Source organism: Kitasatospora sp. NPDC001159, assembly GCF_053598235.1.
Genome location: NZ_JBSFJV010000040.1, coordinates 1 through 14,003, shown reverse-complemented (window position 1 = coordinate 14,003; position 14,003 = coordinate 1). Strand labels below are relative to the sequence as shown.

General features: G+C 71.5%; 14 protein-coding genes. 9 read left to right on the top strand and 5 right to left on the bottom strand.

What is annotated here, in order from left to right; genetic code table 11:
* The first annotated feature begins 22 nt into the window (after nt 1-22).
* The 3 genes from ACWC9T_RS21350 (at nt 23) to ACWC9T_RS21340 (ending at nt 3,185) form a co-directional block, all read left to right on the top strand.
* A complete protein-coding gene (locus ACWC9T_RS21350; RefSeq protein ID WP_449822616.1) occupies nt 23-946 on the top strand; it encodes an NADP-dependent oxidoreductase in 924 nt (307 codons plus the stop codon).
* A gap of 150 nt (nt 947-1,096) precedes the next feature.
* Nucleotides 1,097-1,561, top strand: a complete 465-nt coding sequence (locus tag ACWC9T_RS21345) for an Lrp/AsnC family transcriptional regulator (protein WP_270147404.1) — start codon at nt 1,097-1,099, stop codon at nt 1,559-1,561.
* A gap of 241 nt (nt 1,562-1,802) precedes the next feature.
* Nucleotides 1,803-3,185 carry a pyridoxal phosphate-dependent decarboxylase family protein gene (locus ACWC9T_RS21340; RefSeq protein ID WP_449822615.1) on the top strand — a complete coding sequence of 461 codons (1,383 nt, stop codon included), beginning with the start codon at nt 1,803-1,805 and terminating at the stop codon, nt 3,183-3,185.
* A gap of 73 nt (nt 3,186-3,258) precedes the next feature.
* Here the strand turns inward: ACWC9T_RS21340 and ACWC9T_RS21335 are convergent, their stop codons facing one another.
* On the bottom strand, nt 3,259-4,119 hold the full coding sequence (locus ACWC9T_RS21335) for a GNAT family N-acetyltransferase (protein ID WP_449822614.1): 861 nt from the start codon (nt 4,117-4,119) through the stop codon (nt 3,259-3,261).
* Between the two features lie 246 nt (nt 4,120-4,365).
* Here ACWC9T_RS21335 and erpA point away from each other — a divergent pair, with 246 nt between their 5' ends.
* Nucleotides 4,366-4,719, top strand: a complete 354-nt coding sequence (erpA, locus tag ACWC9T_RS21330; RefSeq protein ID WP_355673323.1) for an iron-sulfur cluster insertion protein ErpA — start codon at nt 4,366-4,368, stop codon at nt 4,717-4,719.
* A 133-nt stretch (nt 4,720-4,852) separates the two neighbouring features.
* On the opposite strand, the gene ACWC9T_RS21325 is transcribed toward erpA, so the two are convergent.
* Entirely contained in the window at nt 4,853-5,545 is a 693-nt protein-coding gene (locus ACWC9T_RS21325) for a hypothetical protein (RefSeq protein ID WP_449822613.1), read from the bottom strand.
* A 103-nt stretch (nt 5,546-5,648) separates the two neighbouring features.
* Entirely contained in the window at nt 5,649-5,858 is a 210-nt protein-coding gene (locus ACWC9T_RS21320; protein WP_449822612.1) for a hypothetical protein, read from the bottom strand.
* A 276-nt stretch (nt 5,859-6,134) separates the two neighbouring features.
* On the opposite strand from ACWC9T_RS21320, the gene ACWC9T_RS21315 reads away from it, so the two are divergent.
* A complete protein-coding gene (locus ACWC9T_RS21315; protein ID WP_449822611.1) occupies nt 6,135-7,112 on the top strand; it encodes a carbohydrate kinase family protein in 978 nt (325 codons plus the stop codon).
* 10 nt (nt 7,113-7,122) lie between these two features.
* Here the strand turns inward: ACWC9T_RS21315 and ACWC9T_RS21310 are convergent, their stop codons facing one another.
* The gene (locus ACWC9T_RS21310; protein WP_449822610.1) at nt 7,123-8,547 is read right to left on the bottom strand and encodes an aminotransferase class V-fold PLP-dependent enzyme; all 1,425 of its coding nucleotides are present in this window, start codon (nt 8,545-8,547) and stop codon (nt 7,123-7,125) included.
* 352 nt (nt 8,548-8,899) lie between these two features.
* Here ACWC9T_RS21310 and ctaC point away from each other — a divergent pair, with 352 nt between their 5' ends.
* From ctaC to ACWC9T_RS21290, 4 genes are all read left to right on the top strand, one after another.
* A complete protein-coding gene (ctaC, locus tag ACWC9T_RS21305; RefSeq protein ID WP_449822609.1) occupies nt 8,900-9,754 on the top strand; it encodes an aa3-type cytochrome oxidase subunit II in 855 nt (284 codons plus the stop codon).
* A complete protein-coding gene (ctaD, locus tag ACWC9T_RS21300; protein ID WP_449822608.1) occupies nt 9,751-11,526 on the top strand; it encodes an aa3-type cytochrome oxidase subunit I in 1,776 nt (591 codons plus the stop codon). Before ctaC ends, ctaD begins: the two co-directional genes overlap by 4 nt.
* A complete protein-coding gene (locus tag ACWC9T_RS21295; protein WP_355673330.1) occupies nt 11,526-11,942 on the top strand; it encodes a cytochrome c oxidase subunit 4 in 417 nt (138 codons plus the stop codon). The genes ctaD and ACWC9T_RS21295 overlap by 1 nt, the downstream gene beginning before the upstream one ends.
* A 179-nt stretch (nt 11,943-12,121) precedes the next feature.
* The gene (locus ACWC9T_RS21290; RefSeq protein WP_449822607.1) at nt 12,122-13,375 is read left to right on the top strand and encodes an Ig-like domain-containing protein; all 1,254 of its coding nucleotides are present in this window, start codon (nt 12,122-12,124) and stop codon (nt 13,373-13,375) included.
* A gap of 147 nt (nt 13,376-13,522) precedes the next feature.
* On the opposite strand, the gene ACWC9T_RS21285 is transcribed toward ACWC9T_RS21290, so the two are convergent.
* Complete coding sequence (locus tag ACWC9T_RS21285) at nt 13,523-13,894, bottom strand: GntR family transcriptional regulator (protein ID WP_449822606.1); 372 nt, start codon at nt 13,892-13,894, stop codon at nt 13,523-13,525.
* Between the last annotated feature and the right edge of the window lie 109 nt (nt 13,895-14,003).

Genomic DNA, 14,003 nt, shown 5'->3' with positions numbered 1-14,003 from the left:
GCCGCCGGGTATGGCTGAGTTCATGAAGGCAATCGCGATCAACCGCTACGGCGGCCCCGAGGTGGTCGAGTACACCGACCTGCCCGACCCCAAGGTCGGGCCCGACTCGGTCCTGGTGCAGGTACGGGCGGCCGGGGTGAACCCGGTGGACTGGAAGATCCGGGACGGCGCCCTGGACGGCATGCTGGACGTCCACTTCCCGTTGGTCATGGGCTGGGACGCGGCCGGCGTGGTCCGTGCCGTCGGCGGCGGGGTGACGGAGTTCGCCCCCGGCGACGAGGTCTACGGCTACGTCCGCAAGGACGCCGTCGAGCACGGCACCTACGCCGAACTGGTCTCCGCCCCGGTCCGCACCCTCGCCCGCCGACCCGCCGCGCTGGACTGGGCGCAGTGCGGCGGCCTGCCGCTGGCCGGGCTCACCGCGCTGCAGAGCCTGCGTGCGTTGGAGCTCCGCGAGGGGGAGACCCTGCTGGTGCACGCGGCGGCCGGCGGGGTGGGCCACCTGGCCGTCCAGATCGCCCGCGCCCGCGGCGCCCGGGTGATCGGTACGGCGGGCGAGCGCAACCACGACTACCTGCGCGGCCTGGGCGCCGAACCGGTCACCTACGGCGAGGGCCTGGCCGAGCGGGTCCGCGAGCTCGCTCCCGACGGCGTGGACGCGGCGCTCGACCTGGTCGGCCGCGGCGCCGTCCAGGTCTCGGCCGGGCTGGTGGCCGATCCCGGCCGGATCGCCTCGATCACCGACTTCGGGGTGAAGGCCCTCGGCGGCCACTACGTCTGGGTCCGCCCGGACGCCGCCGACCTGGCCGAACTGGCCGCACTCGCGGACGACGGCCGGCTGACCGTCACCGTCGCCTCCACCTTCCCGCTGGCCCAGGCCGCCTCGGCTCAGGCGCTCAGCGCCGAGGGCCGGACCAGGGGAAAGATCGTCCTCCTCATGGACTGACGTCCTCCTCGGGTCATCCGTCAGCGATGAACTCGTTCAGGTCATCCGCCAGAATGGGTGGCGAACCGTTTCGGCAGCGGTGGTGGCCGAGCACCAGCCGCCGCCGGGACGTCCCGTCGAACCCCGCACGACCCGTGGAGCCCCGCACCGATGACCAGCAGCCGAGCGCACGAGGTGATCGGGGCGGACCTGGACGAGACCGACCGGCAGCTCCTCGCCCGGCTCGGCAGCGACGGCCGCGCCTCCTACGCCGAGATCGGCCTGCAGGTGAACCTCTCCGCCACCGCCGTGCGCCGCCGGATCGACCGGCTCCGGGCGCGCGGCGTGGTCCGGGGCTTCACCGTGGTGCTCGACCCGGCCGTGCTCGGCTGGCAGACCGAGGCCTTCGTCGAGGTCTACTGCCGCGAGCGCACCGCCCCCGAGGAGATCCTCGCCAGCCTGCGCCAGTTCCCCGAGGTGGTCGCCGCCTGGACGGTCACCGGCGACCCGGACGCCCTGGTCCACCTCCGGGCCGCCGACATGCGCCATCTGGAGGCCGTCATCGAGCGCATCCGGCGCGAGCCCGGCGTCCAGCGCAGCCGCTCCTCGGTGGTCCTCTCCCAGCTGATCGGCTAGGGCCTGCCGCTCGGGTCCTTGCCGGGGCCGCCAAAACCCGAGAGGGGCCCCTCGCGCCCGGGAAGCGGGTACGCAGGAATCCTGCGCGGACCCATCCGAAGACGCTCGAAACCTGCCTGACCAGCCGCGTTCCGACGCGCGGCGAAGCATCCCTGCTGCCTACGCTGATCACGTCCGGTCAGCGCGGTGAGGCGTCCCGCAGACCGGATCCCCCCGACACCCACAGCCGAGAGGGACAGCCGTGTCCGCAGCACCCGACCGCATGCACCGGCCCGACAACGAACTGGTCGACCTGGTTTTCGACTACATGCGGGAGCGGCTGCAGTACGACCCCGTCCCGCTCGACCACCCCGGTGACGGCGAGCACCTGCGCACCCAGCTGACCGGCCTGCTCAACCAGGACGGCAACAACCCGGCCGACGTGCTTAAGCTCTACGACCACGAGCTGTCCCGCGCGGTGATCTCCGCCGACAGCCCGCGCTACCTGTCCTTCATCCCGTGCGCCCCGACCAAGGCCGCGCTGCTGTTCGACATGGTCGTCTCCTGCGCCTCGCTGCAGGGCATCTCCTGGCTGGAGGCGGCCGGCGCGATCGCCGCCGAGAACCAGGTGCTGCGCCTGATAGCCGACCGCGCGGGCCTGCCCCAGACGGCCGGCGGCTGCTTCGTCTCCGGCGGCTCGGCGGGCAACCTGTCCGCCCTGGTCGTCGCCCGCGACACCGCCCGCCGTCGCCTCGCCAATGACGGTCGTCACAGTGGTCCGCAGGCGCGGCTGCGGATAGCCGTCGCCGACCAGGTGCACTCCTCGGTCAAGAACACCTTCAACATCATCGGTGTCGAGGCCTTCAAGGTCCCGACCGTGAACCGGCGGTTCACCGGCGAGGCGCTGCGCGCCGCCCTGGCCGCCGACCCGAACCCGGAAACGGTGATCGCCGTCGTCGGCACCGCCGGCACCACCAACGAGGGCATCATCGACGATCTCAAGGGTCTGGCCGAGGTCGCCCGCGAGCGTGACCTGTGGTTCCACGTGGACGGCGCCTACGGCGGCGCGGGCCTGTTCGCCCCCTCGGTGCGCGAGCGCTACGACGGCATCGAGCACGCCGACTCCTTCGTGGTCGACCCGCACAAGTGGCTGTTCGCCCCCTTCGACTGCGCCGCGCTGATCTACCGCAACCCGCAGCTGGCCCGCGCCGTGCACACCCAGGACGCTTCCTACCTGGACGTCCTGCACACCGAGGGCGACGAGTGGAACCCCACCGACTACGCCTACCACCTGACCCGGCGCGCCCGCGGTCTGCCGCTCTGGTTCTCGCTGGCCGTCCACGGTGTCCAGGCCTACACCGAGGCCATCGAGACCGGCCTCGAGCTCGCCCGGGACACCGCCCAGCTGATCCGCGAGACCGAGCACCTGGAGCTGCTGTTCGACCCCCAGCTCTCGGCCGTCTGCTTCAAGCGCAAGGGCTGGACCAACGACGACTACTACCGCTGGTCGCAGCAGCTGCTCGCGGACCAGATCGGCTTCGTCACCCCGACCGGCTGGGACGGTGAGACGGTCGCCCGCTTCGCCTTCCTGCACCCGGGCACGACCATGGAGATGGTCCGGGAGATCCTGGACACCATGGCCTGACCGACGCTCCGCCCGTACGGCCCCACCGGCTCGCCCGGTGGGGCCGTACGCGTCCGCTGGCCCCGGGGCCCGGCTACAGGAACGCCCCGTTCGGCAGGTACGGGCTGGGCGGCCGCATCCCGCGCACCCCGACGAATCCCCTGGTCCGCGGCGTCAGTCCGACCTCCAGCCCGACGTCCAGGGCCCACTCCTGCTCGGCGGTCAGGTGGTCCACCCGCGCCTCGACCCCGTCCGGCATCCGGGCCAGCGCCTCACGCAGCAGCCGGGCGGCGATCCGCTTGCTGGTGGCGGCCAGCAGTCGCACCGTGCCGCCGTCGCGGTAGCAGTAGCCGCTGCCGGCCAGGGCGTCGGCGATCAGCAGCTCCTCGAAGTGCCCGAGCATCAGTTCGTGGTCCGGGCCGTGCGCGGACCCGCGCAGCCGCCGGTCCACCGAGTCCAGCAGGTGGAGGTGGGTGATGTTGCCAGGGTGCACCGGGATGTCCCCCGGGTCGATCAGCCCCTGCCGGTCCACCCGTCCGGTCAGCCGCATCGCCGGGTGCAGGGTGAACCCGGCCAGCCGGTAGCGGCGGGCCGCCGCGGGGGAGGAGGAGGCACAGACCATCCCGCGCAGGCAGCCCCGCGCGTGCGCCGTCGCCCGGTCCAGCAGCAGCCGCCCGACCCCCTTGCCCTGGGCCGACGGGCGGACCGCGAACAGCGAGGGCGTCCACAGGCCCTCGCGGCGCATCGACAGCACCACCCCGACCGCCTGCCCGTCGCTTTCCGCCAGCCAGCAGCCCCCGGGATCGGTGCTCGCCAGGTGCCGGGTCCGGGCCAGCTGCAGCGGTGTCGGCTCGGGCGGCGCCGGAGCGGCGGTCGGCTCGGCGAAAGCGGCGGAGGACAGTTCCTGGACGACCTCCGCGTCCTCTGCGGTGTCCCTGACCTGGCGAAGGATCATGCCGACCATCCTGGCGCCCGACGGGCGGCCGCGGGGCCGGTTCACCCGGATCCATGACACGGGCGGTGACCTGCGCTCCCCGGTTGTGCGAGCATGGGGAGCGTAGGGGACACGGGTGGTACACCCGGCCCACGGAAGACCTGCCGTCGAACAGGCCGAGGAAATCCATCGCCGTCCGGGAAATGAAACCGGACGGCCGTTGGTTGGCACTGGCGGCAGACCGTCGTCAAGACCGGGAGAAAGCAGATGACCGTCCAGGACGAGACCACCGTCGAGAGTGGCATCCTCCTTACCGATGCCGCCGCGGCCAAGGTCAAGGCCCTGCTGGAGCAGGAAGGCCGCGACGACCTCGCGCTGCGCGTCGCCGTCCAGCCCGGTGGCTGCTCCGGCCTGCGTTACCAGCTGTTCTTCGACGAGCGCTCGCTCGACGGCGACGTGGTGAAGGACTTCAACGGCGTCAAGGTCGTCACCGACCGGATGAGCGCCCCGTACCTGGGCGGCGCCACCGTCGACTTCGTCGACACCATCGAGAAGCAGGGCTTCACGATCGACAACCCGAACGCCACCGGCTCCTGCGCCTGCGGCGACTCCTTCAGCTAAGCCTGAAGCGCGGCTGAGCCCGCAAGCAGTGAGGCGGCCCCGGGAATCTCCCCGGGGCCGCCTCACGTGTTTCCACGGCGAGGACCTGTCTCGTGGGTCCTTGCCGGCTCCGGCAGAGCCCAAGGGACAGGCCCTACTGGGCCGCGCCGTCCGGGGTCACCGGGTCCGGGCCGGCGTGCGGGTCGCCCTCCAGCGGCACCTCCTGGCCGCTGGTCCTGTCGACCACCGTCCGCCCGGCCAGCGGCGAGCGCAGATCGCCGGAGACCGCCTGGCGCTTGGCCAGCGCGGTGCAGACGTGGCCCGGCTGGACGGTCGGCGGGCCGGGCACGACCTCGACGGCCACCTTGCCCGCCTGCGACTCGTCCGCCTTCAGCGCGTACTGGGTGCAGACCCCGCCGAAGAAGTAGACCGTCAGCTTGTTGCCACCGTCCGCCCGGTAGGCGATCGGCGGACGCACCGCCGGACCGGCCCCGGTGCCGGCCGGGTTGGGCTCGCCCGGGGCGATCGCGTTGCCCGGGGGAGTGGCCGCGCCCGACGGCTGCCCCGGGGCGGGCGAGGCCGGGGTGGGGGCCCCGCCGGCCGGCGGAACCTGGCTCGGCTGGCCCGGTGTGCTGGGCGCCGTCGCGGACGGGGTGCCGGAGGGCGTCGGGGCCTGCGGGGTGGCGCTCGCCGAGGCCGAGGCGCTCGCGGTGGCGGACGCGCCGGCCGAGTCCGCCGAGCTCTTGCCGTCCCCGTTGCACCCGGCCACCGTCACCATCGCCGCCAGCGCCACAGCCGCCAGGGCCACCACGCGCCGACCACGCCGGGGCATCGTCTCCAGATCCATCTGCACATCCTCCCGAGGGCTCAGCGGCGCCGCCTCCTCGGCCGCTCCGCGCGGATGTGACGTGCTCCGGTCGGATCCGGTTCCGCACCCGGTCGGAACGGATTCAGATTCCGTACTCGGCCATTCCGGCGACCAGGCGCTGCACCCCGGACGGGACCCGGACGCCGACGGAGGCGGGGACGGCCGGCTCCGGGGCCGCCGCCGGCAGCGGCCAGAACCGGCGCAGCCGCCGGGAGGAGCTCACCAGCGCGTCGAGGGTCTCGCCGTCGGCATCGGCCCGGCGGGCGGACGGCGGGGAGTGCTTGGGCATCATCGGGCATCGCTCCGATCCGCCGTGGCGGCACTGCCACGGTCGACGACAGGGCCCGCCCGGTCCGGCCGGGCTCCTGAGTCCGACCCTAGGCCCGGCCTCCGCGCACCCACCAGTGCTACCCGGAGGTAGTACACGTTCGAGGGCGAGGGGTGCCACCATGTCCGGTGGGGGACAGCTTGAGCGGCACTCTTGCTGCCGCACGGTGCGGGCCCGGTACCGTGGGTGGGTTCATCCGACCCCGCCCGCTGGCCCTGTTGCCATCTTGAGGAGACCCCCGTGCGTATCGCCGTCGCCGGCTCGATCGCCACCGACCACCTGATGACGTTCCCCGGTCGGTTCGCCGACCAGCTCGTCGCCGAGCAGCTGCACACCGTGTCGCTGTCGTTCCTGGTCGACGCCCTGGACATCCGCCGCGGCGGGGTCGCGCCGAACATCGCGTTCGGCATGGGCGTGCTCGGGCTGCGGCCGGTCCTGGTCGGCGCCGCCGGTGCGGACTTCGCCGAGTACCGCAGCTGGCTGGAGCGCAACAACGTGGACTGCGAGTCCGTCCACATCTCCGAGACCCGGCACACCGCCCGCTTCATGTGCACCACGGACGAGGACCACAACCAGATCGCCTCGTTCTACACCGGCGCCATGGCCGAGGCCCGCAACATCGAGCTCAAGCCGATCGCCGACCGCGTCGGTGGCCTCGACCTCGTCCTGATCGGCGCCGACGACCCGCAGGGCATGGTTCGCCACACCCAGGAGTGCCGCACCCGTGGCTACGCCTTCGCCGCCGACCCGTCCCAGCAGCTGGCCCGCCTGGACGGCGACGACATCCGCGAGCTGGTGGACGGCGCCGCGTACCTGTTCACCAACGAGTACGAGGCCGCGCTGATCGAGAGCAAGACCGGCTGGGGCGCCGAGGAGCTGCTCACCCGCGTCGGCACCCGGGTCACCACCCTGGGCAGCAAGGGCGTCCGGATCGACCGCAAGGGCGAGGCCCCGATTCTGGTCGGCTGCGCCCAGGAGGAGACCAAGGTCGACCCGACCGGCGTCGGCGACGCCTTCCGGGCCGGCTTCCTGACCGGCCTGTCCTGGCAGCTGGACCTGGAGCGCGCCGCCCAGCTCGGCTGCATGCTCGCCACCCTGGTGATCGAGACCGTCGGCACCCAGGAGTACGAGCTGCGCCCGACCGCCTTCCTGCAGCGCTTCGAGGAGAACTACGGCGCCGAGGCCGCCGCGGAGATCCACGCACACCTGGTCAAGTAGTCCCGCTCCCTCAGGAGCGACGCAGGACGAGGTAGGCCGAGCCCCGGTCGCCGCCGAAGTCGGCGGCCGGGGCCTCGCCCGCGTACTCCTGCCCGCGCATCTCGCACCAGGCCGGAATGTCCAGCCGGGCCGCCTCGTCGTCCGCCAGTACGGCGACCGTGCCGCCCACGGGCACCTCGCCGATCCGCTTCGCCAGCTCGATCACCGGCAGCGGGCACCGCTTGCCCAGCGCGTCGACGACTGTGATTCGCCCGCTCGCCGGAGGCCCGGTCACCGGCTTCGGCGCGGGCAGGTCGAGCCCGAGCGGGGCCCGGACGCCCGCCACCAGGTCCGGCAGCACGGTGAGGAAGCGCTCCACGTCAGCCTCGGCCGTCCCGTACGGCAGCGAGACCCGGACGTTGCCCTCGGTGAGCACCCCCATCGCGGCCAGCACATGGCTCGGCGTCAGGGTGGAGGAGGTGCAGGAGGAGCCGGAGGAGACCGCGAAGCCCGCCCGGTCCAGCTCGGTGAGCAGCACCTCGCCGTCCACGTACAGGCAGGAGAAGGTGACGATGTGCGGCAGCCGCCGCACCGGGTCGCCGACCACCTCGACCTCGGGCACCAGCTGCGGTACCCGGGTCCGGATCCGCTCCACCAGCTCGTGCAGCCGGGCGTTCTCCCGCTCGGCCTCGGCCCGTACGGCGCGCAGCGAGGCGGCCGCGGCCACGATCGCCGGGACGTTGACGTAGCCGGGCACCCGGCCGCCCTCGCGCTCGTCGGCCGGCAGCGGTGAGGAGTACCGGACGCCCTTGCGCACGGCCAGGATCCCGACCCCGGGCGGCCCGCCCCACTTGTGCGCGCTCGCGGTCAGCAGCGACCAGCCCGCCGGGACGTCCACCCGCCCGACGCTCTGCGCCGCGTCCACCAGCAACGGGACCCCGGCCCCGGCGCACAGCGCGGCGACCTCGCCGACCGGCTGGACGGTGCCCACCTCGTGGTTGGCGCTCTGCAGCGCGGCCAGTGCGGTGTCCGGGCGCAGCAGGGCACCGAAGGCCTCCGGGTCGACCCGGCCGGCGCGGTCCACCGGGACCACCGAGACCTCGCCCCCGCCCGCCTCGTGGCGCTCGGCGACGTGCAGCACGCTGGAGTGCTCCACCGCGGAGTGCACCAGGTGCCCGCCGCGTCGCCGGTTCCCGGCCAGGGCGCCCAGCAGGCCGAGTTGGACGGCCTGCGTCCCGCTCGCGGTGAAGGCGATCTCGTCCGCCCGCGCGCCCAGGGCGGCGGCCACCGTCTCGCGGGCGGCGTCCAGCAGCATCCGGGCCTGCCGGCCGGAGCGGTACAGCCGGGCCGGATCGGCCCAGCCCTCGTCCAGGGCGGCGGTCAGGGCCTGCCGCGCGACGGGGTGCAGAGGGGCCGTCGAAGCCACGTCGAAGTACACGGTCACATTTAACGACACACCCGGGAGTGTCCCCGCGCCGTTCGCACTGCTCACCGGCCGTCAGTCGATCACCCCGAATGTCCGCTTCGTCCGCGACCGACGGGCCGTCACTCACGTTGTTCGAGGTCATCCCCCGATCGGGGGTAAGGACCTCGAATGCCTGCGATGACCTGCGATGCAGCGGCTGCCGGGCCTGATCGGGCGACCGGGCGGCGCGTTACCGGGGGCTGCCCGTCAGGAGCGCATAAGGCTGGAGTAGGGTTTGGCCCGCATAAGCATTCAAACCGTGCCCGTGGACGGGTCGCCGGGGAGGCTCACAATCCGCCTTCGGTGCGACGCGAAGGCGGGCGAGACTTCGGGAAGGCGCTACGTGAGTCCCAACGGCTCCGACCGCTCGCCGCGGCGCACGATGCGGCGGAAGCTGCCTCAGGCGCTGGCACTGGGCCTCGTCATCGCGACCGCCACCGGCTGCTCGGCCAACGACCTCCCCAGGCTTGGCCTCCCGAGCCCGGTCACGAAGGAAGGACCCATGGTCCTCCAGATGTGGCAGGGCTCCTGGATCGCGGCGCTGGTGGTCGGCGTACTGATGTGGGGTCTGATCATCTGGAGCGTGATCTTCCACCGGCGCAAGCGCACCGGTGTGGAGGTCCCCCCGCAGACCCGGTACAACGTGCCCATCGAGGCGCTCTACACCGCGGTCCCCATCATCATCGTCTCGGTCCTCTTCTACTTCGTCGCCCGCGACGAGGCGAAGCTGACGTCGGTCTCCGCGAAGCCGCAGCACTACGTCAACGTGGTGGGCTTCCAGTGGAGCTGGGCGTTCAACTACGAGAACACCGAGACCCCTGACCCGGCCAACAAGGACGCCGCGTACGAGGTCGGTACGCCCAAGGACGCTCCGACGCTCTGGCTTCCGGTCAACGAGACGGTGCAGTTCCGGCTCACCTCTCGTGACGTCATCCACGACTTCTGGCCCGTCAACTTCATGATGAAGATGGACGTCGTGCCGGGCGTGGTGAACAAGTTCGAGGTCACCCCGACCGTCAAGGGCGAGTACATGGGCAAGTGTGCCGAGCTCTGCGGCGTCGACCACTCGCGCATGCTGTTCAACGTCAAGGTCGTCGACCGCGCCGACTACGACAAGCACCTGGCCGAGCTTCGCGCCAAGGGCCAGAACGGCGCTGTGCCTTCCGGCCTCATCAGCATGGGAAGTGAAGAGAAGTGACCATCCTCAACGAGCCCGCCGCGGCCGGCGGGGGCGCCGAGGCCGTCACGGTCGGGGCGCAGCGGACCCGGAAGCCGGGTTCGACCATCATCAAGTGGTTGACCACCACTGACCACAAGACGATCGGCACCCTGTACCTGGGCACGTCGTTCGCCTTCTTCCTGATCGGTGGCATCCTCGCCCTGGTCATGCGTGCCGAGCTGGCTCGTCCCGGGACCCAGATCCTGTCGAACGAGCAGTTCAACCAGGCGTTCACGATGCACGGCACGATCATGCTGCTGATGTTCGCGACGCCGCTGTTCGCGGGTTTCGCGAACTGGATCATGCCGCTGCAGATCGGCGCCCCGGACGTGGCCTTCCCACGTCTGAACATGTTCGCGTACTGGCTGTACCTCTTCGGTTCGATCATCGCGGTGGCGGGCTTCGTGACCCCGAACGGCGCCGCCGACTTCGGTTGGTTCGCCTACTCCCCGCTGTCGGACGCGGTGCACTCGCCCGGCGTCGGCGGTGACATGTGGATCATGGGTCTGGCCTTCTCCGGCTTCGGCACGATCCTCGGTGCGGTCAACTTCATCACCACGATCATCTGCATGCGCGCTCCGGGCATGACGATGTTCCGGATGTCGATCTTCGTCTGGAACACCCTGCTGACCGCCGTGCTGGTCCTGCTGGCCTTCCCGGTGCTGGCCGCCGCGCTGTTCGCCCTGGAGGCGGACCGCAAGTTCGGTGCCCACGTCTTCGACCCGGCCAACGGCGGGGCGATGCTGTGGCAGCACCTGTTCTGGTTCTTCGGCCACCCCGAGGTGTACATCATCGCGCTGCCGTTCTTCGGCATCGTGTCGGAGATCATCCCGGTCTTCAGCCGCAAGCCGATGTTCGGTTACTCCGGTCTGATCGCGGCCACCATCGCGATCGCCGGTCTGTCCGTGACGGTGTGGGCGCACCACATGTACGTCACCGGACAGGTACTGCTGCCGTTCTTCTCGTTCATGACCTTCCTGATCGCGGTCCCGACCGGTGTGAAGTTCTTCAACTGGGTCGGCACGATGTGGAAGGGCTCGCTGAGCTTCGAGACGCCGATGCTGTGGACGGTCGGCTTCCTGGTCACCTTCCTCTTCGGTGGTCTGACCGGTGTCCTGCTGGCCTCGCCGCCGATCGACTTCCACGTCTCGGACTCGTACTTCGTCGTCGCCCACTTCCACTACGTGGTCTTCGGCACCGTCGTCTTCGCGATGTTCGCCGGCTTCCACTTCTGGTGGCCGAAGATGACCGGCAAGATGCTGGACGAGCGGCTCGGCAAGATCACCTTCTGGACGCTGTTCTTCGGCTTCCACACCACCTTCCTGGTGCAGCACTGGCTCGGCGCGGAGGGCATGCCCCGCCGCTACGCCGACTACCTGGACTCGGACGGCTTCACCACCCTGAACACCATCTCGACCATCGGCTCCTTCGTGCTCGGCCTGTCGATCCTGCCGTTCCTCTACAACGTCTGGAAGACCGCCAAGTACGGCGAGAAGGTCACCGCGGACGACCCGTGGGGCTTCGGCCGCTCGCTGGAGTGGGCGACCTCCTGCCCGCCGCCGCGGCACAACTTCCTCACCCTGCCCCGGATCCGCTCCGAATCCCCGGCCTTCGACCTCCACCACCCGGAGATCGCCGCGCTGGACTACCTGGAGAACCACGGTGAGCCGGCCAAGCACCTCGCCGGTGTGACCCCGGCGAAGTACGACGCCCCGCAGCTGGGCAAGGGCAAGAAGGAGGGCGACGCCTGATGAAGGAACAGGGAAAGATCTTCCTCGGCCTGTCGGTCTTCGTGCTGGCCATGGCCATCACCTACGGCCTGTGGACGAACAACTCGGGCCCGGGTCTGGAGGCCGCCGGTACCACGGCGCTGTTCCTGGCCTTCGCCCTCTGCGCCTTCATCGGGTACTACCTCGCCTTCACCGCCCGCCGGGTGGACAGCGGCGCGGGTGACAACCCCGAGGCCGAGGTCGCGGACGACGCCGGCGAGCTGGGCTTCTTCGCCCCGCACAGCTGGCAGCCGCTCTCGCTGGCGCTCGGTGGCGCGCTCGCCTTCCTGGGCGTGATCTTCGGCTGGTGGCTGATGTTCTGGGCCGCCCCGATCATCCTGATCGGCATCTTCGGATGGGTCTTCGAGTTCTACCGCGGTGAGAACCAGAACCAGTAAGGTTCCGATTCTGCCGACAGGGCCGGTCCCCCGCACGGGGGGACCGGCCCTGCTGCGTCGCGGGAGTGACCGCCTCACTCACCCGGGTGAATGGAGGGGCGCTCGGATGTCGTTCGATCCGGGTCGTTCCTACGATCTGATCAATCGTGCGAATTGTGTGCGAAACCTCGGAGGCGGTCATGGCCGGCAGGCGTGGAATCGTGGGTATCGGCGGCATCTCACTGACCCTGGCAGTACTGGCCCCGCTGGCGGCCTGCTCGTCCGGGGAGGACGAGTCCAGGCCCCACCGGATCGACGCGGCGCGGCTCGTCCACCTCTCGGCCAAGGGCAAGGTCGACCCGTCCCAGCCGGTCACCGTGACGGCCGTGGAGGGCAGCCGGCTGACCGATGTCACCGTGGTCGGCCCGGACGGCCGGGTGGTGGCCGGCACGCTCGCCGACGACCAGCGCAGCTGGCAGACCACCGGCCGGCTGAAGGCCGACACCGCGTACACCATCCGGATCTCCGCCGACAACGGCAGGAACGGCCGCGGCGACACCACCGCCGACTTCAGAACCGTGGCCGCCCAGCGCGTGCTCACCGCAAAGCTCGGCCCGGACTCCTCCGGCAGCGGCGTCTACGGCGTGGGCCAGCCGCTCACCGTCCAGCTCTCCGAGGCGGTGAAGGACCGGCAGGCCCGCCAGGAGGTCGAACGGGCCCTGACGGTGACCTCCCAGCCCGCCGTCACGGGCGCCTGGTACTGGGTGGACGACAAGAACCTGCACTTCCGTCCGGAGGAGTACTGGCCGGCCGGGACGGCCGTCACCCTGGCCTTCGACGGCACCGGCAGCCGGATCGCGGACGGCCTCTACGGCGGCGACCGCAGCTCGCTGCGGCTGCGGATCGGCGCGCGGGTCGAGTCGGTGGTCGACGCCGCCGCCCACGAGCTCACCCTCAAGCGCGACGGCGAGGTGGTCCGGACCATCCCGGTCACCACCGGCAAGCCCGGCTTCGACACCCGCAACGGCATCAAGGTGGTGCTCGGTCAGGAGCGCTCGGTCCGGATGAACGGCGAGACGATCGGCATCGCTGCCGGCGGCTCGGATTCCTACGACCTGAACGTCGAGTGGGCCACCCGGGTGACCTGGAGCGGTGAGTACGTCCACGCGGCACCCTGGTCGGTCAGCTCCCAGGGCATCGACAACGTCAGCCACGGGTGCACCGGCATGAGCACCGAGAACGCCCACTGGTTCTACGACAACACCCGGGTGGGGGACCTGGTGACGGTGGTCAACAGCCGCGGCGCCAGGATGGAGCCCTTCGGCAACGGCTTCGGGGACTGGAACGTCTCCTGGGCGGACTGGATCAAGCACAGCGCCCTCGGGCAGCCCCTCAGCACCACCGCACCGGCCTCCCAGGCCCATGCCTCGGGGATGGCACGGCCGGAGTTCTGAGGCTGTTACTCCCCCGCTCGCCTCCTCCAGGCGCTCCGACCCGCTGCCGACGTTCGTCGCTCCGGCGCTCGTGCCTCGCTTGTCGCTCCTCGCTTTCGGCAGCGGCGCGCCCTTTGGCTCGGGGGCGGCTCCGGCTTCGGGCCCCGCTCAGGCCTCGGGGTAGGCCAGCCCCAGCGCGGTGACCACGGCCGCCAGGGCGTCCTGGTGGGACAGGCCGAGGCGGCTCGCCCGCTCGGCGTACTCGCCGGCCGCCGCGGCGGCGAGCCGGTGGGCGGTGTCCCCGGTGGCGGCGATCAGGGTGCCGCGGCGGCCGTGGGTCTCCACCACGCCGTCCGCCTCCAGTTCCCGGTACGCCCGGGCCACCGTCCCGGCAGCCACTCCCAGCTCCTCGGCCAGCGCCCGCACGGTGGGCAGCCGCAGCCCGGTGGGCAGCTCACCGGTGCGGGCCTGCTCGGCGATCTGGGCGCGGATCTGCTCGTACGGGGGAGTGGCGGCGGCGGGGTCGACGGACAGCTGCACGGGGGCTCCTGGAGGCGGTGCGGGTACGGGAAACGGGAAAGCCCGAGTGGGCGGTGGCGGCCAGTTGCTCCGCCGAGGCCTTGGCCGGGTCGAACAGGGCGGTGACGTG

Coding starts and splice junctions, on each gene's coding strand:
- ACWC9T_RS21350 (WP_449822616.1), top strand. CDS start 23: ATGAAGGCAATCGCGATCAACCGCTACGGCGGCCCCGAGGTGGTCGAG.
- ACWC9T_RS21345 (WP_270147404.1), top strand. CDS start 1,097: ATGACCAGCAGCCGAGCGCACGAGGTGATCGGGGCGGACCTGGACGAG.
- ACWC9T_RS21335 (WP_449822614.1), bottom strand. CDS start 4,119: ATGATCCTTCGCCAGGTCAGGGACACCGCAGAGGACGCGGAGGTCGTC.
- erpA (WP_355673323.1), top strand. CDS start 4,366: ATGACCGTCCAGGACGAGACCACCGTCGAGAGTGGCATCCTCCTTACC.
- ACWC9T_RS21325 (WP_449822613.1), bottom strand. CDS start 5,545: ATGGATCTGGAGACGATGCCCCGGCGTGGTCGGCGCGTGGTGGCCCTG.
- ACWC9T_RS21320 (WP_449822612.1), bottom strand. CDS start 5,858: ATGATGCCCAAGCACTCCCCGCCGTCCGCCCGCCGGGCCGATGCCGAC.
- ACWC9T_RS21295 (WP_355673330.1), top strand. CDS start 11,526: ATGAAGGAACAGGGAAAGATCTTCCTCGGCCTGTCGGTCTTCGTGCTG.
- ACWC9T_RS21290 (WP_449822607.1), top strand. CDS start 12,122: ATGGCCGGCAGGCGTGGAATCGTGGGTATCGGCGGCATCTCACTGACC.